Source organism: Halanaerobium saccharolyticum subsp. saccharolyticum DSM 6643, from assembly GCF_000350165.1.
In the GTDB taxonomy this organism is placed as follows: domain Bacteria; phylum Bacillota; class Halanaerobiia; order Halanaerobiales; family Halanaerobiaceae; genus Halanaerobium; species Halanaerobium saccharolyticum.
Map to the genome: position 1 here is coordinate 39,668 of NZ_CAUI01000015.1, position 21,254 is coordinate 60,921.

Consider the following 21,254-nt stretch of genomic DNA (forward strand, 5'->3'; position numbering starts at 1 on the left):
TATGCTTTTGTGGCAGCTAGAAGATTATATAACAACTCTTTTATTAATTATTCGGGCTAAATTTAAAAATTGGAAACTGGCTGACAGCCTGGAATTAGAAAAATATTATTATGGAGATAATAAAAAACAATATCTATTATGGTATAACTCTCAAGCTAAAATAAAACGTAATAATATAATTTTCTTTATCCATGGAGGTGGCTGGAACAAAGGAAATCCTTATTTTTTCAAATTTATTGCAGATTTCTTTACCAAACTTGGTTTTATTACAGTTATGCCAAGCTACAGACTGGCTCCAGATTATCAATATCCAGATCAAAAAATTGATGTTTTTAAAGCACTAAATAAGACTCAAATAATTATAGATGATTTAAATTTAAGAAAAAATATAATTATTGTCGGTCAATCAGCTGGTGCACAGCTGGGAGCTCTGGTGCTTTTAAATCAAAAATTACAAAAAGAATATAAAATTAATAATGAATTTTTGAAAGGTTTTTTATCTATTAGTGGACCCCTTGATCTTTCGAGACCCTGCAGAACTATAAGAGCTGAAAAATATTTATACGGCTTTGTTCCGACAGCTCAAAAAAGAAAAAAAGCCAATCCCAGTAATTATATATATTCAGACTTTAATACTCCCGTTTTCTGTCTTCACGGGGCAAAAGACCCTTTGGTTCCTAAAGATCACTCTATTGATTTTATAAAGGAAATCAAAGTAAAAACTCAGGCAGCAGCAAAATTAAAAATTTATAAAAATAAACATCACTCTGATCTTACTGAATTATTTTTTGAAAAAGGACCTGCAAATCAGGCAGTAAAGGAATGGCTATTAGATATAGATAATTTAAATTAATTGATATATAATTGTCTTAAATTATAATTCAGAAATTAATTAACCCCCTCATAAGTTGACAGTTGGCGTTATTTCTGCTAAACTTTTATTAAATTCAAAAAATTTGAGATGGAGGATGAGAGAATGAATAAGAAGAGTAGAGAAGAGAATAGAGATGGTTTTTTTGGTGATTTTGGTGGCAGTATAGTACCACCTGAGTTATCTGACGTTTTAAAGGATTTAAAAGAAGCTTTTTATGAAATTAAAGATGAAGAAGAATTTAGAGATGAACTCGCATATTTATTTAAAGACTATGTTGGTAAGCCCAGCCCTTTATATTTTGCTAAAAGCTTAACTGAAGAGGTTGGCGGAGCAAAGATTTATCTAAAAAGAGAAGATCTTAATCATACCGGTGCTCATAAGATTAATAACTGTATTGGTCAAGCACTACTTGCCCGTAAAATGGGTAAAAAAAGAATTATTGCTGAAACTGGAGCTGGCCAGCATGGTGTAGCAACAGCAACAGCCTGTGCCTTATTTGATATGGACTGTATCGTCTACATGGGTGAAGTTGATATTAAAAGACAAGAATTAAATGTATTTAGAATGAAACTTTTAGGAGCTGAAGTTAGGCCAGTAACAGCTGGTGATGCAACTTTAAAAGATGCAGTTGATGAGGCATTAAAAGATTTTGTTCAAAATGCAGATGATACTTTTTACATGTTAGGTTCTGCAGTAGGACCTGACCCTTATCCAACTATGGTTAAGGAATTTCAATCAATTATTGGTGAAGAGGCCAGAAAACAGATTTTAGAAAAAGAGGGTAAATTACCGGATTATATCGTAGCCTGTGTTGGTGGAGGTAGTAATGCAATTGGTCTATTTGCACCATTTGTGGATGATGAAGAAGTAAATATCTTAGGTATTGAGCCAGGAGGTAAAGGTGATAAGCCGGGTGAAAACGCAGCTCCTTTAACCTATGGTAAGCCTGGAGAACTGCATGGTTTTAAAAGTTATGTCTTATATGATGATGGTGATGTTGTTTCCCATACCCATTCTATAGCTGCAGGTTTAGATTATCCTGGAGTTGGACCAGAACATAGTTTTCTAAAGGATTCAGGTAGAGCTAATTATACTACAGCAAATGATCAAGAAGCTTTAGATGCTTTTCATTTATTATCAGAAAAAGAAGGAATTATTCCTGCTTTAGAAAGTGCTCATGCTATTGCAGGAGGAATGAAAGTAGCTGCTGAATTAGATGAAGACCAAATAGTTATTATCAATCTTTCCGGACGTGGAGATAAAGATGTAGTTCAAATAAAATCATTACATGAAAATGGAAATTTAAAATAATTATTGTATAAAATAATTATAGTAAAAGTAAACTAATTATAAAAAAATTAAATTTAACAATTAAGGCTGAATATTTCTTGATAGTGATATTCAGCTTTTTGTTTAAAATTTTAGCTAAAATTAAAAAGAGGTGTCGAAAATGAAAAAAGTAGATTTTAATCAAGTTTTAAACGATTATAATGAAGTCTTGCCTAAAGGAGTATTTTTAACAACAAAAGCTAAGGGAGAAGTTAACACAATGACAATGGGCTGGGGAACTGCTGGTTTTATCTGGAATCAAAATATTTTAATGGCTCCAGTTAGAAAATCACGTTATACACATCAACTAATTGAAAATAGTGAGTTTTTTACAGTCAGTGTGCCTTTAAATGGTCAGTTAAAAAAAGAGCTGCAGTTTTGTGGAACTAAGTCAGGCAGAGATTATAATAAAGTTGAAGAATTAAATTTAGAACTTGGAGAAGTTGAAGAATGCAATGTACCAATCATCAAAGGAAATGATCTGCATTTTATCTGTAAGATTAAATATCAGCAGGATATGGTTAAAGAAAATTTAGCTGAAGATATTTTAGAAAATAAATATCCTGACAAAGATATGCACACATTTTATTATGCAGAGGTAGCTGCAGTTTATCAAGAAGAATAAAACACAGGATATATAAATATAGCAGAGGCTCTAGAAGCAAAAAGTTTTCGCTATGATGGGTATTTGATCAGCTTTTTAATTTATGAGGCTTTATCAAAAGCAGTAATAAAAGATAAAAATTGCTGATTTTAACTCATTTTAGTGAAAACTATTGATTTTAAGTAAAAACTTCGTAAAATTATTATTTTACGAAGTTTTTTTAAAGCTTAAATTTAATTGTAAAATATTTGCTTTAAAGCTGATATATCTAATTCTACTATTTTTATCTCATATCTTAAGTTAACTTAAGATATTGGGATATCAAAATTTTAAAAATCCAGATGTAGAACAATTTTAATTTTTACATCTGGATTTACAATTATATTAAATATATTGTTTTTTTGTTCTTTCTGCTAATTAAATATCTAATTCTGTTATATTATCTTTTAAATGTTGAGCTGAATCTTTAAAAGCTTTTTCTTCTGCTTCAGAAAGTGGCAGTTCTAAAACATTTTTAATCCCATTAGAATTGATTAAAGTTGGTAGACTTAAACTCATATCTTCAACTCCATAATACCCTTTCATTAAGGATGAAACTGTTAAAACTGCATTCTCATCTCTCAAAATAGCTCTTGCTATTCTTGAAACAGCTAAAGCTACAGCATAAAATGTAGATCCTTTTTTATCTATTATCTCATAACCAGCATTTTTAACCTGATCACTAATATCTTTAAAATGATTATCCTTACAGTCTTTTTTGCAAATTGGACAGTAATTATCTATTTGAGTACCAGCAATATTAGTTAAACTCCAGACTGGAACTTCACTATCTCCATGTTCTCCAATAATATAACCATGGACATTACTTGCGGCTACCCCACAATTTTTGCTTAATAATGATCTAAAACGTGAACTATCAAGCACAGTTCCCGATCCAAGCACTCTATTAGCAGGAAAGTCCGATATCTTATAAGTTAAATAAGTTAAAATATCAACCGGGTTTGTTACAACTAATAATATCCCATCCTTATTATATTTAGTTATAGAAGGTATTATCTTTTTAAAAATACCTGTATTCTTTTTAATTAAATCTAGTCTAGTTTCTCCTGGTTTCTGAGCTGCACCAGCAGTTATAATTATTAATTTAGCATCTGCTAAATCCTCATAATCCCCAGCATAAATATCGACTGGATTGACAAAAGAAGCTCCATGCCTTAAATCCATTGCTTCTCCTTCAGCTTTATCCTTGTTAAGATCAATTAAAACTATTTCGGAACCCACTCCTTGAACCATTAAAGCATAAGCTGTAGTTGCACCAACACCACCAGCTCCAATAACAGCGATTTTATTTGGGTTTATATTCTTATTCATTTTATTTCACCTCATTAAAAGTTTTCCTCTTGTTTTATATTTATAGCAGTATATTTAAATCTTAAAGTTTATTCGATATTAAGTATATCATTTTCATCAAGAATAAAAGTAAAATAAATAACAATAAAGCTAGTCTATAGATCCTATTTAAATCTAACTCATATTTTTGAATTTAATCTTATAATACAACTTCATTATTTCTTTTATACTCCTGATAACGTCTATGTACTGTTGATTTTGAAACATCATAGCCTAAACCTCTAAGAGTTGCTGCAATATCCTTAAATGTCAGCTCTAACTTTCTTAACCTAATAATTTCTTTTAAAGGTACTTCTTTGCGATCCCTACCACCTTGATCTGTATTTTTTAAATTAGCAGCTGGATTAAATTTATCTTCAGCTATTTTCTTTTTCATAGCTCTACTGATATTTTGATTTCTTAATTCCTGCTGATAATTTTCAACCACACCTAGTATTTCTAAAATCATTTTTTCTAAATCATTTAAAGCAATAGCGCCTTGATCAGCCAATGTATGTATTTCAGCACCCATTTTTTCTACCTGATGGATTAAAGCCATTTTGGCATTACCCCTGCCTAGTCGACTGCTGTCTTGTACCAAAAGAATTTCAACATTTCTTTTTTTTATTAAATTTAAAACCTCTATGATTCCTGGCCTGCTCTCATTAAAGCCGCTTTCTTTTTCTTCTACAGTTTTTATAACTTTAAGTTCATTTTCCATAGCATAACTTAAAAGTTCTTCCTTTTGTCTTTTTAAACTAGTGTTCTGACTTTCTTTTTGAGTACTAACTCGAGTATAAATTATTGTTTTTTTCATTTTTATCAGCCTCTCTATTAATATTTTACTAAAAATATCTGCATTCAGCAAGAGCTCCAGCTTCTTGGGCTCTTTGGCTTTACATTCTATAACAAAAAAATGATTGTAAAACAGATAAATCATCTGAATTACAACCATTTTATATCAAATTATATCATTTTATATCAAAAAATATATTTGTATTAAATTTTTATTAATTAGCTATTAATTAAAAGATAATCAAAAAATAAAGCTTCAATTTGCTATTTAATCTAAAGGAATAATTAATTCTCTACCAGGATTAATTACAGCAGAATCTATATTATTTATCTTTTTAATTTCAAAAATTATTTTTCTTAAATCAACATTATTTTTATTATAATATTGAGAAGCAATAGACCAGAGAGATTCTCCACTTTTAATCTCATGGTTAATAAAATTACTGCTATTTTCTCCAAAACCAATTAATGAAAAAAGTGAAATGAATAAAATACTTAAAAATAAAATTCCCATTAAAGCACTAAATAATTTAATAAATGTTGTCTTTTTCTGCCTAGTTTTCGATTTAACTCCTTGATAATTTATAGTATAAGTATTTAAATTGTTCATAAATAACCCCTCCTGTTTCATTTTTAAAAAAACATCTGTACTAAACAACTGTTTGTATTTATATTATAGCAGTACGTATGTTCATTGTCAAGGGTTGTTTGAACGATTGTTTGTCTATTTTTGAAATTTATGTTATAATAAAAGAAATATGAATGGAGGAAATATTATGGAAAATCTATCTGAAAGACAACAAAGTATACTTCAATTTATTATAGATGAAATTAAATCCAAAGGTTATCCACCTTCTGTAAGAGAAATTGGAAAGGCGGTAGGACTTAAGTCTCCTGCTTCTGTTCATAGTCATTTAAAAACTTTAGAAAAACTTGATTATTTACGCAGAGATCCTTCTAAACCTAGGGCTATTGAGGTTATATATAATAATGATAAGGATAATAAAACTGATAAAGAAATGATTAACATACCAGTGGTTGGTAAAGTTACAGCAGGGGCACCTATTCTTGCAGAAGAAAATATTGAAGACTATTTCCCTCTTCCCTTGAGTTATTTAAAGGTAGGTAATAATGATTTATTTATGCTAAAAGTTAGTGGAAATAGCATGATTGAGGCAGGAATTCATGATGGTGACTATGTAATTGCAGAAAAGCAAAGTTATGCTCAAAATAATGAAATTGTAATTGCTTTACTTGATGATGAAGCAACTGTAAAGCGTTTTTTCAAAGAGGAAGACCACATTAGACTACAACCAGAAAATCCAGCTTATGAACCTATTATTTCTAAGAATGTAAAGATCTTAGGTAAAGTTACTGGTTTATTTAGAAAGTTTGATTAATCTTTAATTTAAATTTCTATAAAAAATAAAAAAACTAAGCAAATAAATGCTTAGCTGGATTTATAATTTACAAATATAATAATTAAATTTTTATTTTATTTTTATTTTGCTTCATTAATAATTAGCTTCTGATATTTTAAAATTACATTTAATAAAACTTTATATTTTTCCGCTGTTGGATAATTCATTTATCCTGTCAGCGGCTTTTTTTATTAATTTAAAGTCATACCAGCTGTATTTTTTCATCTTTTCATTTCTCAATAAATAGGCAGGGTGAAAGGTCGGGAGTATAAAAATATCTCCTCTTTCAAACCATTTTCCCCTAACATTAGTAATTGATTCTTCTGGATTAATTAAATATTTGGTAGCTGTTGAGCCTAAAGTAACAATAACCTTTGGTTTAATTAATTCAATTTCTGCTCTTAAAATTGAAACACAGGCCTCAAATTCATTTTGGCGAGGTACTCTGTTTCCGGGTGGACGACACTTTATCACATTTGTAATATAGAGATCTTCCCTTTTTAATTTAACAGATGCCAATATTTTATCCATTAATTTACCAGCTCTACCAACAAAGGGACGTCCTAAACGATCTTCATTTGCTCCAGGTCCCTCTCCAATTAGCATAATTTTATTATTAAGATTCCCTTCCCCCATTACAACACCATTAGCTTCTTCGCGCAGCTGACAGCGTCTGCATTTTAATGCTTCTTTTTTTAATTTTTGATAATTATCATTAGGATAAGAAAATAACTGCTGTATTTTAAAATTACCATCCTGATCAAATAACATCAAATTCCTCCCAGCTATAACTAGATAAATTTCACTCTATAAAATCTTGGTATTCTTCATCTGCTAAAGCTTTAAACAATTTTCTGGCACTTGCAGCTTCAAATATTGCTCGAACATAATTCCCATTTTCATAATAAGCATATCCTTTAATCAAATGAGAATATTCATTTTCCTGCATAGATAGGGCTTGGTTAGCGTAATCTAAAGCCTTATCATATTTTTTTATTTCTACTAAAGCTGCAGCTGCATGATTTAAAGCCCACAAATTATTAGGATCAATTTCAAAAATATACTCAAATAATGATACAGCTTCTTGATAATCTTTGTTTATTACCTCTTTAAAAGCAGCATAATTTAAAAGTAATAAATTATCATGATCCCTATAGTTTTGCCAATCTGATAAATATGGAGAAACAGCAGCGTTAAAATCTTTGCGCCTCACACTGCTGCCGAAAACATCTATAATATTATATGCATTCTTGATATCCCCAATATTCGCATAGGCTACCGCTAGTGTATAATTTAAAATAATATCACTTTTATTTTGCTGCAGCTGATCGCTAGTTGTCTTTATTAATTGATCCCAGTTATATTTTGATTCAGCTGCTGTATTTAAAGAAAATGTTGTTATTAATACTATAAAAATTATTAAAATCAAAAACTTATTCTTCAAGAATAAACCAACTTTCTTTGTCTGTAAATTAAGATAGTCTTGTTTTTAAAAATTTTGAATATTATTAATCTAAATCAAGAAGACCGGTAATTTTTTCAACTGGAGCAATAGTAGAAATGGCATGTTTATAAATCATCTGGTCTCGCTGATCACTTCTCAAAATGACTGTAAAGTTATCATAAGCTGTAATTTTGCCCTTTAATTGATAACCATTTACAAAATAAACAATGACCTCAATATCCTTCTCATGAACATGTTTCAAAATGTGATCTTGATAATTAATATTATTGTTGTTCATCTCTGCAGCCTCCTTTTATATTTTTAAAAGCTCTATATTAATTAAATTCAATATTATTTTGAAAATTCCTGCAAAGATGGATTAAATAAATGATTATTAATTATTTTTATCAGCTAAATCTTGAAAATACGAGTTTCCTCCATCAAAATATGATTTAAGCTGATAATATATATCATTAGGTGAACGAACTCCAAAACCAGTATAAACTGCCTCTCCTGCTTTAAAAACTTTTGAAACTGGAACAGAATTGATTCCATAGCGTTCAAAAATTTCGGGGGCATCATTTAATTTTAGCTGATAAAGATCTAATTGCGGAAAAGAGTCAATAACTTGATTTATATTATTTTCTGCCATCTGACAGTAACCACAGCTATCGTTAGAAAACAAGACAAAAAAAGCCTCCTTTTCCTCTAGTAAACGGTCAAATTCTTCTCCATTAGAAATCAATTTTTTTTCGTTTCCTGTATTCTTGCTCATAATCTTTTTCTCCTTTTATTAATTTAAGCATGTTATTTAAAATCTCATCTTTACTTTCTTTTTCCATATTAAAAACAATTAAATCATTTTCTTTTCTCAACCAGGTTAATTGTCTTTTAGCAAAATGTCTGCTTCTTTTTTTAATCTCATAAACTGCTTCCTCCAAGCTAATATTACCTTTAAGATGTGATATTAATTCTTTATATCCCAAAGCCTGGTGGGCAGTATCACTTAAATTATCATGTTTATTTAAAAGAGACTTAACTTCTTCTAAAAGACCTGCTTCCATCATTAGATCCACTCTTTTATTAATTCTCTGATATAAATTTTCTCTGCTTCTGATTAAAGCAAATTTATAAGCGGAATAACGTGGTGGACGCTGTTTTTGTTGTTTTTTAAAATAACTTTTTGTTTTTCCAGTCTGTTCATAAATTTCTATAGCCCTAATAACTCTTCTTAAATCATTTGGATGCAGTTTTTCTGCTGTTATCGTATCTTTTTCAGCAAGAATTCGATGTACTGCTTCTGTTCCTTGAGCTTCAGCTAAATTTTCTAATTGATTACGCAGTTCGTAATCCGGTTCTATTTCAGGCAGCATAAATCCTTCCAAAACAGCTCTTAAATATAGATGTGTACCACCGACGAGAAAGGGAATTTTACCTTTAGCTTTTATTTCAGAAATAAGCTGATCACAGTCATCCTGAAATTGAGATACAGAATAATCTGCTTCTGGGCTTAAAAAATCAATTAAATGATGTTGAATTTCATTTCTTTCTGCTTCAGAAGCTTTTGCAGTCCCAATATCCATTTCTTTATAAATTTGCATTGAATCTGCTGAAATTATTTCAGCCTCAATTTGGGCTGCTAATTCAAGCGATAATTCAGTTTTACCAACTGCTGTTGGTCCTGTTAAAACAACTAAATCTCTCATTTTCTACCAAGTCCTTTTTCTATTTCTTCACGGCTGATATTAATCATAACTGGCCTACTGTGAGGACAGCGGTATGGATTTTCAGTTTTATATAAATCTTTAATCAGCTGGATGCTTTCTTTTTTTGTTAAAGGCTGTCCTGCTTTAATGGAAGATCTACAGGCTAAATATTCGAGCATACTTTTTTGTACTTCAGCTGCCGATTTTGTTTTACCAGCCTCTGCTAGTTCTGCTATCAGCTCTTCTATAATATTTCTAGTTGACATATTTTTCAGTAAAACAGGAACTTCCTGAATTAAAATAGTTTTATTACCAAAATCACTAAAATCAATGCCAATCTCTTTAATTTCTTCTTCATATTGACGTACAACTTCCCTCTCTTCTGCTGAAAGTTCTATTTTTACAGGTAAGAGAAGTGATTGTGAGGCTTTATCTTTTTTATTATATTCAGCATAAAATCTTTCGTATAAAATTCTTTCCTGTGCATTATGCTGATCGACAATTTTTAGACCCTGATCAGTTTCAATTAATAGGTAACTGTTAAAAATCTGACCTAAAAATTTGAAATAACTTTCTTCAGCTTCTACATTTTCTAATGAGTATTCATTATTTTCATTTTCTTTTATTAGCTGCTTAAAATCTTTCTTATAATCTGAATTATTTTGATCTAAATTTTGCTGATTTGAATTATAATTTTTATTATCAGCATTACTGCCATAATTAATATTTTTTTGATAGTCTCTTTTATTAGATGAATTTGAAAAAGATTTATGATAATTATTTCTTTCAGATTTATTTTTTTTAGTTTTTTGATTATCTTTATGATTATCTTTAAATAACTGTTCTCTCTCTACTTCTTCATCATTTTTCTGATTTTCTTTAGCATAATTTTGACTTTGATTTAATTTAATTCTTGTAGTAGGGTCATTTTCCCTAAGAGTATTCCGCACAGCTTTTTTTATTACATCAAAGATAATCTGACTGCGGGAGAATTTAACTTCTCTCTTAGCCGGATGGACATTTACATCAACTAAAATTGGATTTACTTTAATAAATAGAAAAACAATAGGTCTTCTGCCTGGATCAATTAATTTATTATAGGCAGTTTCTACTGCTTTAGCAGTTAAATTATTAAAAATTGGTCTACCGTTAACAAAAAAGAGCTCATGGCTCCTGCTGGAGCGGCTTAATTCGGGTCTGCAGAGATACCCACTTAGTTTGATGTATCTATCCTCAATATCTATAGGAATTAGATTCTCAGCTATTTCACTGCCGTATACTGCATAAATAGTATCCTTAAGCTTGCCATTACCAGGTGTTGATAAAATCTGGCGGCCATTATGATAAAGTTTAAAACTTAAATCACTATTGGCAGTTGCTTCTGCACTAACTATTTTACTAATATGAGAAAACTCAGTTGTTGTAGTTTTTAAGTATTTGTAACGGGCAGGAGTATTAAAAAATAAATCTCTTACAATAATTTCTGTACCTATTGTTGATCCAACAGGTTTTTTATCTAAAATTTCTCCCCCTTTTAATTTAATTTTAACTGCCTGATCACTATCTTGATGCCGGCTGATCATCTCTATTTCTGCTACCGAAGCAATACTAGCCAAAGCCTCACCTCTAAAGCCAAGACTATAAAGAGAATAAAGATCATCAATATTTTCGATTTTACTGGTAGCATAGCGATTAAAAGCAGATTCTATATCATCAGCTAAAATACCATGACCATCATCTTTAACTTTAATTAAATCTCTTCCACCATCTTCGATTTTTATTTCAATATTTTTAGCTCCAGCGTCGATAGAATTCTCAATTAATTCTTTAACAATTGAGGCCGGTCTTTCTATAACCTCTCCTGCTGAAATCTGATTAGCTACATTTTGAGGAAGCTGTTTTATAACACCCATTTTAATTCTCCTCTTCTTTTAAATCCTTTTTTAAATTATATAAAAAGTTCATAGCATCCATTGGAGTCATCTCTAAAATATCTTGTTCATCTAATTTTTTTAAAATCGGACTTTTTTCTGGATTAAATAAGGGCAGCTGCTGGTGTTTATCATCAGTCACAGTTCTTTCGAGTTTGCGAACTGGCATCTTATTATTTTTTTCAAGCCGCTCTAATATTTTCTGAGCACTAATTATAATTTCCTCCGGCAAGCCTGCCAATCGGGCAACTTCTATTCCATAACTATCATTTGCTCTACCTTCAACAATACGGTGTAAAAAGTGTACCCCATCACTATCTTCTTTAACCAATACATTGTAATTTTTTATACCCTGATATTCATCTTCTAATCTAGTTAATTCATGGTAGTGTGTTGCAAATAATGTTCGCGCACCAATACGCTCTGGATTATTGAGGTATTCACTGACAGACCAGGCAATAGAGACTCCATCATAAGTGCTTGTACCTCTTCCTACCTCATCTAAAATGATTAAACTTTTATCAGTACTATTGTTGACAATATTAGCTACCTCATTCATTTCTACCATAAAAGTACTCTGGCCAGTGGTCAAATCATCACTAGCACCAACTCTAGTAAAAATTCTATCTGTTAAACCGATAACTGCCTCTTCTGCAGGTACATAAGAACCTATCTGAGCCATTAATACTATTAGAGCTACCTGACGCATATAAGTTGATTTACCAGACATATTTGGACCAGTAATGATAATAAAACGCTGATCACTCTGATTTAAATAACAATCATTTGGTACAAACTGTTCTGCAAACATTTTTTCTACAACTGGATGGCGCCCATCTTTAATTTTTATTTCTGTTCCATCATTAATTTCTGGCCGATTATAATTATTTTCTATAGCTAAATAAGAAAATGATAGTAAAACGTCTATTTTAGCTATAATAGCTGCTGTTTTATTAATTCTTTCAACTTCAGCTGCTATTTCTTCTCTGATTTCTACAAATAATTTATATTCAAGATCGTTCATTTTCTCTTCTGCACCTAAGACTTCAGATTCCTTTTCTTTTAACTCCGGTATAATATAACGCTCACTATTACTTAAAGTCTGTTTTCTTTCATAACGTTCAGGAACTTTATCAGTGTGAGAATTAGTAACTTCTAAATAATAACCAAAGACTTTATTGAAACCAACTTTCAAAGTATTAATACCTGTTTTTTCTCTTTCTTCTTTCTGCAGAGCCGAAATCCAGTCTTTGCCGCTGCTGACTAAGTTTCTTAATTCATCCAGCTTAGAATCATATCCTTTTTTAATTATTCCACCTTCAGTAATAGTTGTAGGCGGTTCTTCTTTGATTGAATTATCAATTAAAGAATGGATATCTTCTAAGAGGTCGAAATCCTGCTGCATTTCTAAAAGTAAGTCGCTTTCAAATTCAGTCAATAATTCTTTAACTGCTGGTAATTTAGCCAGAGAATTTCTTAAAGCAATCATATCCCTTGCATTAGCAGAGTGATAGGTTATTTTGCTCATTATTCTTTCTAAATCATAGATTTCTGTTAACTCATCTCTTAGTTTTTCTAAAGTCATATAATTATCTATAATTTCTGCAAGAGCAGTATGCCTCTTTACTATATTTTCTTTTTGAATCAAGGGCTGATTAATCCATTTCTTTATTTCTCTGCCTCCCATAGAAGTCACAGTTTGATCTACTATTGAGAGCAGAGAACCTGAACGCTGATTATCTCTAATAGTTGAAGTTAATTCTAAATTTCTGCGGCTTGCTGAGTCTAAAACCATATAGTCTTCTAAATGATAGGCCTTTAAAGCTGTTATTTGATTAACTGTTCTTTTTTGAGTTTCAGCTAAATAAGATAAAACCTGGCCTGCAGCATAAACTGCTGCCCTCATTTCTTCACAACCAAAGCCTTCAAGTGATTTAAGCTTAAAATGATCTAATAATCCTTGATAAAGTCGATCAAACTTTTTATCTTTTAAAATATTTAAAGTGAAATTATATTGATTATGCAGTTCTTTAATTACTTTTGAGCCTGCTGTTTTTTCATCTAAAAGTATTTCTCGAGGAGAAATTCTATTAATTTCATCCTTAAGTTTATTTTTATCAGCTGCAGAAAATTCCGTTAAGTAAAATTCTCCAGTTGAAATATCAGTATAAGAAAAACCATAATAATCCCCAAATTTAAAGGCTGCAGCCAGGTAGTTGTTTTCATTTTCTGATAATATTTCATTTTCTATTACAGTACCAGGAGTTACAACTCTAATAACATCTCTTTCTACAATTCCGCTGCTGTCTGATGGATCTTCTAACTGTTCACAGATTGCAACTTTGATACCACTTTTTATTAATTTTTCGATATATGAAGCAGCAGAATGATAAGGTACTCCTGCCATTGGTATCTTTTCTCCACCACCCTTATTACGAGCAGTTAGAGCAATATCTAATATTTTTGCTGCTTTTTTAGCATCATCACCAAACATTTCGTAAAAATCACCCAGGCGAAAAAATAACATTGCATCCTGATATTTATTTTTTAAATCATGATACTGCTGCATCATTGGTGTTAACTCTGCCAAATTAATCCCTCCAAATCTAAAAAATCATCTTTATAAAAATTGAACTATCAAATTTGAAAATTTAAATTAATAAGATAAAACCTGAAAGATCTATTAAATTATCCTCCAGGTTTAAAATCCAAAGAAAGTTTTAATTAACTAAAAAGCTCTCTTTTAATCTGATTAAACTTTACTCTTCTATAATTTTTCCTTCTAAGGTCCAACTCTTAGCAGATTCTACTTTAATTTTAACTATTTCTCCAACTAAATCCTCTCTCATATCTATAAAACAGATTTTATTTGTTGAAGTTCTGCCTTCATATACTTCTGGATCATTATTGCTGGGACCTGTTACTAAAATTTCTTGAGTAGTTCCTATCAGTTTTTGATTTTTATCATAACTAATTTTATTTTGCAGTTCCATTAAGCGGTTTAAACGCTCTTTTTTAACATCATCATCTATCTGATCATCCCTGCGAGCTGCTGGTGTACCACTGCGGGGAGAATAGATAAAAGTATAAGCCATATCAAATTTCAATTCTTTAACTAAGTCAATAGTCTTTTGAAAATCTTCTTCACTTTCACCAGGAAAACCAACTATAAAGTCTGTTGATACTGAAGCACCTGGAATTTCTTCCTGAATATTTTTAACACGCTCAATATAGTATTCGCGAGTATATCCACGATTCATTTCCTTTAGCACTTTATTGCTGCCGGATTGAACCGGTAGATGAATATGATTAGCCACTTTATTTAAATTTTTAATTTTATCTAAAAGAGCATCAGAAAAATCTCGAGGATGTGAGGTCATAAAACGAATTCTTTTTAGTTTTTCTACCTTATTTAATTCTTCCAGTAATTTTGGAAAAGTAATATCTTTATCCAGATCATTACCAAATGAATTAACATTTTGACCTAAAAGAGTGATTTCTTTAACTCCATCTTCGGCTAATCTCTCTGCCTCATTTACAATAGAAGCTATGGGGCGGCTGCGCTCTCGACCTCGTACATAAGGAACTATACAATAAGTACAGAAGTTATCACAGCCCTGAATGATTGAAATCCAGGCTGAATATTCTGATTCTCGTTGAGAAGGCAGGTCAGGAATTAGTCCTTCTTCCTCATCCCAAACTTCAACAACTCTATCTCTTGTTTCTTCAATTTTTCTTATTAAATCTGGTAAATGATGAATATTGTGGGTACCAAAAATAAGATCAACATGACGATATTTTTTATAAACTTCATCAACTGGTGCATCCTGCTGCATCATACAGCCACCAATACCAATAATTAAATCTGGGTTTTCTCTTTTATATCTTTTTAGCTCACCTAATTTACCATATACTTTAAGTTCAGCATTTTCTCTAATGATACAGGTATTTAACAAAATAATATCTGCATTTTTATATTCTTCTGTATGCTGATAACCCATTTCTTCCAGCATACCTGCTAATCTTTCAGAATCATGTTCATTCATCTGACAGCCGTAAGTTATTATATTGTAATATTTATTTTTACTCATTATTCCACTCCTAAATTACTTAAAAATCTTTACTTTCATCATAATCTTTCAGTGATTCTAGACTTTCATTTTTACCCATTACTACCAATCTATCGCCTTCTAAAACCTTGTCACCTGCTCCTGGAGAAACATTTAAATTTTCCCCTCTTTTAATTGCCATCACATTAACATTAAACTTGGATCTAAACTCAAGTTCTTTTAAAGTTTTACCGATCATTTTATCTGTAGCAATAATTTCTATAACACCATATTCAGGTGCAAATTCTATATAATCTAATACATTCGAAGAAATTAAATTATGAGCAATTCGAGCCCCCATATCTCTTTCGGGGTAAACAACTCTATCTGCTCCTACTTTAGTTAAAACCTTACCATGTAAAGTATCTGGAGCCTTAACTATTACATAAGGAACTCCTAGTTCTTTTAAAATTAATGTACATAATATATTTGCTGAAACATTATCTCCAATACTGACTACTGCAACATCAAAATTTCTAACTCCTAAAGTTTTTAAAGCTTCTTCATCAGTTGCATCAGCTTCAACTGCATGAGTTACTTTGTTAGAAATTGACTGTACTCTTTCTTCATCTTTATCAATTGCTAGTACATCATAATTATTATCAGCTAATGTTGTCGCAACACTTGAACCAAAACGCCCTAATCCAATTACAACAAACTGTTTCATCTATATTTCCTCCTGTCACATAAACCTTTATTTAGTTAACCTACCATAACTTTTTCTGTTGGATAGTGATAAGTTCCTTTACGCTGCTTTTCCCCGATTGCAACTGCCAGAGTTAAAGGACCAACTCTCCCGGCAAACATAGTAACAGTTATTAAAACTCTACTAATATCTGAAAGCTCACCTGTGATTCCAGTTGATAATCCAACAGTACCAAAAGCAGAAACCGTTTCGAATAAAGCATCTATAAATTGAAAATCTTCTATTATTAATAACAGGGTTGTAACTAATATAATTAATCCTGCTGCAAGCATAGTAATTGTAAAGGCTTTATAGACAATCTGTTTTTCAAATCTTCGATTATATATTTCCATATCTTCTTTACCAGTTATCATATTTTTCATGGTCACTAAAATAACCCCAAAAGTAGTTGTTTTAATACCGCCACCGGTTGAACCAGGTGAAGCTCCAATAAACATTAAAACAATAATTAAAAATAATGATGAATGCTTTAAAGCCCCGGTTGGAACTGTATTAAAGCCAGCGGTCCTTGGAGTAACTGATAAAAACATTGCTCCTAAAGTTTTATCTAATAATGGTAATCCAGCTAAAGTATTATTATATTCTAAAATGAAAAATACAAAAAATCCAAAAAGTAATAAGGCTAAGGTCATTACTACTACAATTTTAGTCTGTAGGGTAGTTTTTTTGAATTTAATTCTATTATAGGCTTCCATCATTACTCCAAAACCTATACCACCTAAAATAATTAAAGCCATAATAACAAAATTAACTGTAATATCTCCAGTGAAATTTTCTAGACTATTTCCAAAAAGATCAAAACCAGCATTATTAAAAGCAGAAACAGCATGGAATATTGATAAATATATCGAGCGCCAGAATGGATAATCCTGACTAAAGCGCAAAAATAAAATTGCAGCTGCAGTACCCTCAATGGCAAAGGTAAAACCTAAAAGGTACTGGACCAGTCTTACCATTCCAGAGATCTGATACTGATTTAAATCTTCCTGAATAATTAATCTTTCTTTTAAACTTATTTTTTTACCAACTATAAAAGCAAATAAAGTAGACATCGACATAATCCCGAGTCCACCAATCTGGATTAAAAGCATAATTACTGTAGAACCAAAAATTGTAAAAGCTTCTTTTGTATTTACTACAATCAAACCGGTAACGCAAGTTGCCGAGGTAGCAGTAAAAACTGCATCTACAGCCTTTAGTCCCTGACCATCAGTTGTTGCAGCTGGCAGCATTAATAACAGAGACCCAATCATAATAATTACAAAATAGCCGCTAACTAAATATTGAGCTGGTGTTAAGTTTTTTTTCTTTAAATTCATTTTTACCCCGCCCTTATTTCTTATTCGAAGTAATTATACTATAATTAAATTTGATTGTAAAATAAAAACTGGGGATAAGACCCCAGCTTTTAGAAAATATTTAAATATAAGTATTATTAGCCATCATATGGTTCGAACATATCTTTACCTACACCACATTCAGGGCAGGTCCAATCATCTGGAAGATCTTCAAAAGATGTTCCTGGCTCAATTCCTCCTACAGGATCTCCTTCTTCTGGATCATAAATGTACATACAAACTGTGCACTGATACTTCTGCATATTAAGTCTCTCCTCTCTAATTTAAGTATTGATTTTATCTACTTAATTATAAAACATATCTAACTTAATTGTCAAGTTTTTACTATTTACAGACGCTCAAAATAAGTAGGTGAATAAGCTGACTCTAAACCGCTCATGCTGGCTGCCCTTTCAGCAATTAAAGAGGCAATTAAAAGTGGAATTATTAAGCTGTAGTTATGTGTAAACTCAAGTATAATAAAAGTTGCAGTTAAAGGGGCTCTAATTACTGCGCTAATAACAGCAGCCATCCCTATTAAAGCATATAAAGAAGCTGAACCTGCTAAAAATGGTAAAAGCTGATGTGATAAAATACCAATAATAATTCCGGTTAAACTGCCAATAAAAAGTGCCGGCGAAAAAATACCTCCTGAGCCACCAGAGCCCAGGGTTAATCCAGTAGCTAAAATCTTAAAAATTAAAAGCAGAAATAAAAAACTAAGATCATATTCTCTTTGATTAAATAAAGAAACAATAATTCTATTTCCTGATCCCATTATTTCGGGAATCTTAAATGCGATCATTCCCAATAATAGACCACCTAAAGCAGGCTTTAAAATTATATTGATTTTTAACTTATCAAATATATTGGATAAATTACGCAGAGTATAAATAAAAGCCACAGCAAAAAACGCTGCAAAAAGCCCTATTACAGCTGCAGTTATAAAGTTATAGACATTTCCAACCTGACCTAAATTTATATGTGCTAAAAAAAGATCTTCTCCACTCCAACGAATAATCATATCAGCGGAAATAGCACTAATAGCAACCATCATCAAACGATTTTTATCAATTTTATTAAATAAAATTTCCGTAACAAACATTATTCCACCTAATGGTGCATGAAATAAGCCTGCAATTCCAGCTGCAGCACCACAACCTAAAAAGGTCTGATAGTCAAAAAGATCAAGATCTAATTTATAGGCAATTAAATCTCCCATACCTGCTCCAATTTCAACTATAGGACCGATTCTACCACCAGAACCTCCAGTAGAAATTGTAATTGCTGAGGCAAAGCCTTCAGTTAATAAATCACGATAAGTCAGGTGTCTTTCCTTAGTTTCAATTGAAGATAAAATAGCTGGAATACCATGCCCCTTTGCTGACATACTTCCATATTTAATAATAAAACCTACCACAAGTCCTCCAATTGCTGGTAAAAATAAAAATGTAAGGCGGTTAAAAATTGTCAGCTCCATGCCAATATCAATTAAAGAAAAAGTAAAATAATCTAAAATATTATTGTAGACTAAAGCTATAAAACCAACAATTAGTCCGATAACAAAAGCTAATAATATTTTTGCATATCTATTATTAAACCCTTTATGTGCTGACAAATTATCACCACCTTCAATTATAATTTAATTTTAAACATCAATAGTCTGAGCAAGCTCGGCATTATTAAAAATAAATTCTTTTCTTAAAGAAGCATTTGAACCCATTAAGCGGGTGAAAATATCATCAGCTTCAATTTCGTCATCAATTTCAACTTTTTGCAGAACTCTATTTTCAGGATCCATGGTTGTTTTCCAGAGCTGATCTGGATTCATTTCGCCAAGCCCCTTATATCTCTGCAGTGAAAAACTGCTGTTCTCGTTTTCAGCCCTAAATTTTTCTAGTTCCTGATCACTGTATAAATAGTGACTCTTACCACGCTTTGTTACTTTATATAAAGGTGGTTTGGCAAGATAAATGTGGCCGTTTTCAATTAATTCCGGCATATAGCGATAAAATAACGTTAAAATTAAAGTTGCAATATGAGCACCATCCACATCAGCATCAGTCATAATTATAATTTTGTGGTAGCGAAGTTTTTTTAAATCAAATTCTTCCCCAATTCCGGCTCCTAAGGCAGTTATAATCGAAGCAACCTCATTATTACTTAAAATTTTATCAAGTCTAGCTCGTTCTACATTCAATATTTTACCTTTCAAAGGCAAAATCGCTTGAAATTTACGCTCTCTTCCCTGTTTAGCAGAACCACCAGCAGAATCACCCTCAACTATAAATAGTTCACTTTTTTCGGCCTTTTTACTGCTGCAGTCGGAAAGCTTTCCTGGCAATGAATTCGAAGAAAGAGCAGTTTTTCTTTTAGTAAGCTCTCTTGCTTTTTTAGAAGCTTTACGCGCTCTTACTGCCTGAACTGCCTTATCAATTACCTTTTTTGCTAATTCAGGGTTTGTATCAAAATAGAGGCTCAAATATTCATAAACTTCGCTTTCTACAATACTGCGAATCTCACTATTACCCAGCTTAGTTTTAGTTTGCCCTTCAAACTGAGGCTCAGGCAATTTAACATTAATTATTGCTGTAATTCCTTCTCTAACATCTTTTCCATTTAAAGAAGAAATCTTAGCAGGCAGCTGATTATTTTTTTTAGCAAAATTATTAATAGCTCTGGTTAATGCAGTTTTAAAACCAGTTAAATGATAACCACCATCAATCGTATTAATATTATTTGCATAAGAAAAAATACGCTCATTGTAGCCATCGTTGTATTGAACTGCAATCTCTACTTCATAATCATCTGGTTTTGATTCAAAATAGATAATATCATTATTCAATACATTACGATCTTTGTTTAAAAATTCTACAAAAGCTTTAATCCCTCCATCATATTGGAATTCTTCTTCTACTACTTCCTCTCCTCGTTCATCTTTTAAAATAAGAGTAAGTTCCTTATTTAAATAGGCTGACTCCTGCAGGCGGTGAGCCAGATTTTCATATTTAAATTTTTGAGCTGAAAAAATTTCTGGATCAGGTTTAAAACGAATTACTGTACCACTGCGGTCACTGCTTCCTATTTTCTTAAGTTTATCAACAGGAATTCCTTTTTGATAATGTTGTTGATATTTATTACCCTTCCAGTGAGTTGTAATAGTTAATTTTGAAGAAAGTGCATTAACTACTGAAACACCAACACCATGTAAGCCTCCAGAAACTTTATAACTATTATTATTAAACTTACCTCCGGCATGCAGAGTAGTTAAAACTACCTGTACAGCTGGTAAACCCGTATCTTTATGGGTATCAGCAGGTATACCCCGTCCAAAATCCTCAACACTAATTTCTTCACCTTCATGAATAGTAACCTTAATTTGATCACCATTGCCAGCTAAAAATTCATCTATACTGTTATCTACTACTTCCCAGACAAGATGATGCAAACCTCTAATCCCAGTACTTCCTATATACATTCCAGGTCTTTTACGAACTGCTTCTAAACCTTCTAAAACTTGTATTTGATCTGCATTATAATCTACATTATTGAAAAGTGTATCCATGAGTCTTCACCATCCTCCATTTCCTTATTATAACAAAGAGATTC

The 21,254-nt window shown here is 31.2% G+C and carries 20 protein-coding genes; 4 read left to right on the forward strand and 16 right to left on the reverse strand.

Going from position 1 to position 21,254, the window contains the following annotated elements:
- Window position 1 precedes the first annotated feature (1 nt).
- The 3 genes from HSACCH_RS05465 (at window position 2) to HSACCH_RS05475 (ending at window position 2,828) form a co-directional block, all read left to right on the forward strand.
- Window positions 2–853 carry an alpha/beta hydrolase gene (locus HSACCH_RS05465; protein ID WP_005488483.1) on the forward strand — a complete coding sequence of 284 codons (852 nt, stop codon included), beginning with the start codon at window positions 2–4 and terminating at the stop codon, window positions 851–853.
- A 123-nt stretch (window positions 854–976) separates the two neighbouring features.
- Window positions 977–2,185, forward strand: coding sequence for a tryptophan synthase subunit beta (gene trpB / locus HSACCH_RS05470; RefSeq protein ID WP_005488484.1), 1,209 nt, complete (start codon window positions 977–979; stop codon window positions 2,183–2,185).
- Between the two features lie 139 nt (window positions 2,186–2,324).
- Window positions 2,325–2,828, forward strand: coding sequence for a flavin reductase family protein (locus HSACCH_RS05475; RefSeq protein ID WP_005488485.1), 504 nt, complete (start codon window positions 2,325–2,327; stop codon window positions 2,826–2,828).
- 396 nt (window positions 2,829–3,224) lie between these two features.
- On the opposite strand, the gene HSACCH_RS05480 is transcribed toward HSACCH_RS05475, so the two are convergent.
- From HSACCH_RS05480 to yneA, 3 genes are all read right to left on the reverse strand, one after another.
- Window positions 3,225–4,178, reverse strand: a complete 954-nt coding sequence (locus HSACCH_RS05480) for an L-lactate dehydrogenase (protein WP_005488486.1) — start codon at window positions 4,176–4,178, stop codon at window positions 3,225–3,227.
- 178 nt (window positions 4,179–4,356) lie between these two features.
- A complete protein-coding gene (locus HSACCH_RS05485; protein ID WP_005488488.1) occupies window positions 4,357–5,013 on the reverse strand; it encodes a YneB family resolvase-like protein in 657 nt (218 codons plus the stop codon).
- A 246-nt stretch (window positions 5,014–5,259) separates the two neighbouring features.
- Window positions 5,260–5,601, reverse strand: a complete 342-nt coding sequence (gene yneA, locus HSACCH_RS05490) for a cell division suppressor protein YneA (RefSeq protein ID WP_005488489.1) — start codon at window positions 5,599–5,601, stop codon at window positions 5,260–5,262.
- A gap of 166 nt (window positions 5,602–5,767) precedes the next feature.
- Here yneA and lexA point away from each other — a divergent pair, with 166 nt between their 5' ends.
- Window positions 5,768–6,391, forward strand: coding sequence for a transcriptional repressor LexA (lexA, locus tag HSACCH_RS05495; RefSeq protein WP_005488490.1), 624 nt, complete (start codon window positions 5,768–5,770; stop codon window positions 6,389–6,391).
- Between the two features lie 159 nt (window positions 6,392–6,550).
- On the opposite strand, the gene HSACCH_RS05500 is transcribed toward lexA, so the two are convergent.
- The 13 genes from HSACCH_RS05500 to gyrB all read right to left on the reverse strand — a co-directional run bounded on the left by HSACCH_RS05500 (window position 6,551) and on the right by gyrB (window position 21,210).
- Window positions 6,551–7,183, reverse strand: coding sequence for a uracil-DNA glycosylase (locus tag HSACCH_RS05500; RefSeq protein WP_005488491.1), 633 nt, complete (start codon window positions 7,181–7,183; stop codon window positions 6,551–6,553).
- Between the two features lie 31 nt (window positions 7,184–7,214).
- Window positions 7,215–7,841, reverse strand: coding sequence for a tetratricopeptide repeat protein (locus HSACCH_RS05505; protein ID WP_235043995.1), 627 nt, complete (start codon window positions 7,839–7,841; stop codon window positions 7,215–7,217).
- Window positions 7,842–7,920: 79 nt separating this feature from the next.
- Window positions 7,921–8,154 (reverse strand): RNA chaperone Hfq, encoded by a 234-nt coding sequence (gene hfq, locus HSACCH_RS05510; RefSeq protein WP_005488493.1) that lies wholly within the window; start codon window positions 8,152–8,154, stop codon window positions 7,921–7,923.
- Between the two features lie 96 nt (window positions 8,155–8,250).
- The gene (locus HSACCH_RS05515) at window positions 8,251–8,631 is read right to left on the reverse strand and encodes a thioredoxin family protein (protein ID WP_005488494.1); all 381 of its coding nucleotides are present in this window, start codon (window positions 8,629–8,631) and stop codon (window positions 8,251–8,253) included.
- On the reverse strand, window positions 8,591–9,562 hold the full coding sequence (gene miaA / locus HSACCH_RS05520; RefSeq protein WP_005488495.1) for a tRNA (adenosine(37)-N6)-dimethylallyltransferase MiaA: 972 nt from the start codon (window positions 9,560–9,562) through the stop codon (window positions 8,591–8,593). The genes HSACCH_RS05515 and miaA overlap by 41 nt, the downstream gene beginning before the upstream one ends.
- Complete coding sequence (mutL, locus tag HSACCH_RS05525; RefSeq protein ID WP_005488496.1) at window positions 9,559–11,475, reverse strand: DNA mismatch repair endonuclease MutL; 1,917 nt, start codon at window positions 11,473–11,475, stop codon at window positions 9,559–9,561. Before mutL ends, miaA begins: the two co-directional genes overlap by 4 nt.
- Before the next feature lies 1 nt (window position 11,476).
- The gene (gene mutS, locus HSACCH_RS05530; protein ID WP_005488498.1) at window positions 11,477–14,083 is read right to left on the reverse strand and encodes a DNA mismatch repair protein MutS; all 2,607 of its coding nucleotides are present in this window, start codon (window positions 14,081–14,083) and stop codon (window positions 11,477–11,479) included.
- A 169-nt stretch (window positions 14,084–14,252) separates the two neighbouring features.
- Complete coding sequence (miaB, locus tag HSACCH_RS05535; RefSeq protein ID WP_005488500.1) at window positions 14,253–15,584, reverse strand: tRNA (N6-isopentenyl adenosine(37)-C2)-methylthiotransferase MiaB; 1,332 nt, start codon at window positions 15,582–15,584, stop codon at window positions 14,253–14,255.
- 19 nt (window positions 15,585–15,603) lie between these two features.
- A complete protein-coding gene (locus HSACCH_RS05540) occupies window positions 15,604–16,269 on the reverse strand; it encodes a potassium channel family protein (RefSeq protein ID WP_005488501.1) in 666 nt (221 codons plus the stop codon).
- Window positions 16,270–16,304: 35 nt separating this feature from the next.
- Window positions 16,305–17,627 (reverse strand): TrkH family potassium uptake protein, encoded by a 1,323-nt coding sequence (locus HSACCH_RS05545; protein WP_005488502.1) that lies wholly within the window; start codon window positions 17,625–17,627, stop codon window positions 16,305–16,307.
- 116 nt (window positions 17,628–17,743) lie between these two features.
- Window positions 17,744–17,908, reverse strand: coding sequence for a rubredoxin (rd, locus tag HSACCH_RS05550; protein ID WP_005488503.1), 165 nt, complete (start codon window positions 17,906–17,908; stop codon window positions 17,744–17,746).
- Between the two features lie 86 nt (window positions 17,909–17,994).
- Entirely contained in the window at window positions 17,995–19,263 is a 1,269-nt protein-coding gene (locus HSACCH_RS05555) for a chloride channel protein (protein ID WP_005488504.1), read from the reverse strand.
- A gap of 30 nt (window positions 19,264–19,293) precedes the next feature.
- On the reverse strand, window positions 19,294–21,210 hold the full coding sequence (gene gyrB / locus HSACCH_RS05560) for a DNA topoisomerase (ATP-hydrolyzing) subunit B (protein WP_005488505.1): 1,917 nt from the start codon (window positions 21,208–21,210) through the stop codon (window positions 19,294–19,296).
- Window positions 21,211–21,254: the final 44 nt, after the last annotated feature.

Excerpts from the sequence above, each read along its gene's own strand:
- HSACCH_RS05465 (WP_005488483.1), top strand. The coding sequence starts at position 2 with ATGCTTTTGTGGCAGCTAGAAGATTATATAACAACTCTTTTATTAATT.
- trpB (WP_005488484.1), top strand. The coding sequence starts at position 977 with ATGAATAAGAAGAGTAGAGAAGAGAATAGAGATGGTTTTTTTGGTGAT.
- HSACCH_RS05475 (WP_005488485.1), top strand. The coding sequence starts at position 2,325 with ATGAAAAAAGTAGATTTTAATCAAGTTTTAAACGATTATAATGAAGTC.
- HSACCH_RS05480 (WP_005488486.1), bottom strand. The coding sequence starts at position 4,178 with ATGAATAAGAATATAAACCCAAATAAAATCGCTGTTATTGGAGCTGGT.
- HSACCH_RS05485 (WP_005488488.1), bottom strand. The coding sequence starts at position 5,013 with ATGAAAAAAACAATAATTTATACTCGAGTTAGTACTCAAAAAGAAAGT.
- yneA (WP_005488489.1), bottom strand. The coding sequence starts at position 5,601 with ATGAACAATTTAAATACTTATACTATAAATTATCAAGGAGTTAAATCG.
- lexA (WP_005488490.1), top strand. The coding sequence starts at position 5,768 with ATGGAAAATCTATCTGAAAGACAACAAAGTATACTTCAATTTATTATA.
- HSACCH_RS05500 (WP_005488491.1), bottom strand. The coding sequence starts at position 7,183 with ATGTTATTTGATCAGGATGGTAATTTTAAAATACAGCAGTTATTTTCT.
- hfq (WP_005488493.1), bottom strand. The coding sequence starts at position 8,154 with ATGAACAACAATAATATTAATTATCAAGATCACATTTTGAAACATGTT.
- HSACCH_RS05515 (WP_005488494.1), bottom strand. The coding sequence starts at position 8,631 with ATGAGCAAGAATACAGGAAACGAAAAAAAATTGATTTCTAATGGAGAA.
- miaA (WP_005488495.1), bottom strand. The coding sequence starts at position 9,562 with ATGAGAGATTTAGTTGTTTTAACAGGACCAACAGCAGTTGGTAAAACT.
- mutL (WP_005488496.1), bottom strand. The coding sequence starts at position 11,475 with ATGGGTGTTATAAAACAGCTTCCTCAAAATGTAGCTAATCAGATTTCA.
- miaB (WP_005488500.1), bottom strand. The coding sequence starts at position 15,584 with ATGAGTAAAAATAAATATTACAATATAATAACTTACGGCTGTCAGATG.
- HSACCH_RS05540 (WP_005488501.1), bottom strand. The coding sequence starts at position 16,269 with ATGAAACAGTTTGTTGTAATTGGATTAGGGCGTTTTGGTTCAAGTGTT.
- HSACCH_RS05545 (WP_005488502.1), bottom strand. The coding sequence starts at position 17,627 with ATGAATTTAAAGAAAAAAAACTTAACACCAGCTCAATATTTAGTTAGC.
- rd (WP_005488503.1), bottom strand. The coding sequence starts at position 17,908 with ATGCAGAAGTATCAGTGCACAGTTTGTATGTACATTTATGATCCAGAA.
- gyrB (WP_005488505.1), bottom strand. The coding sequence starts at position 21,210 with ATGGATACACTTTTCAATAATGTAGATTATAATGCAGATCAAATACAA.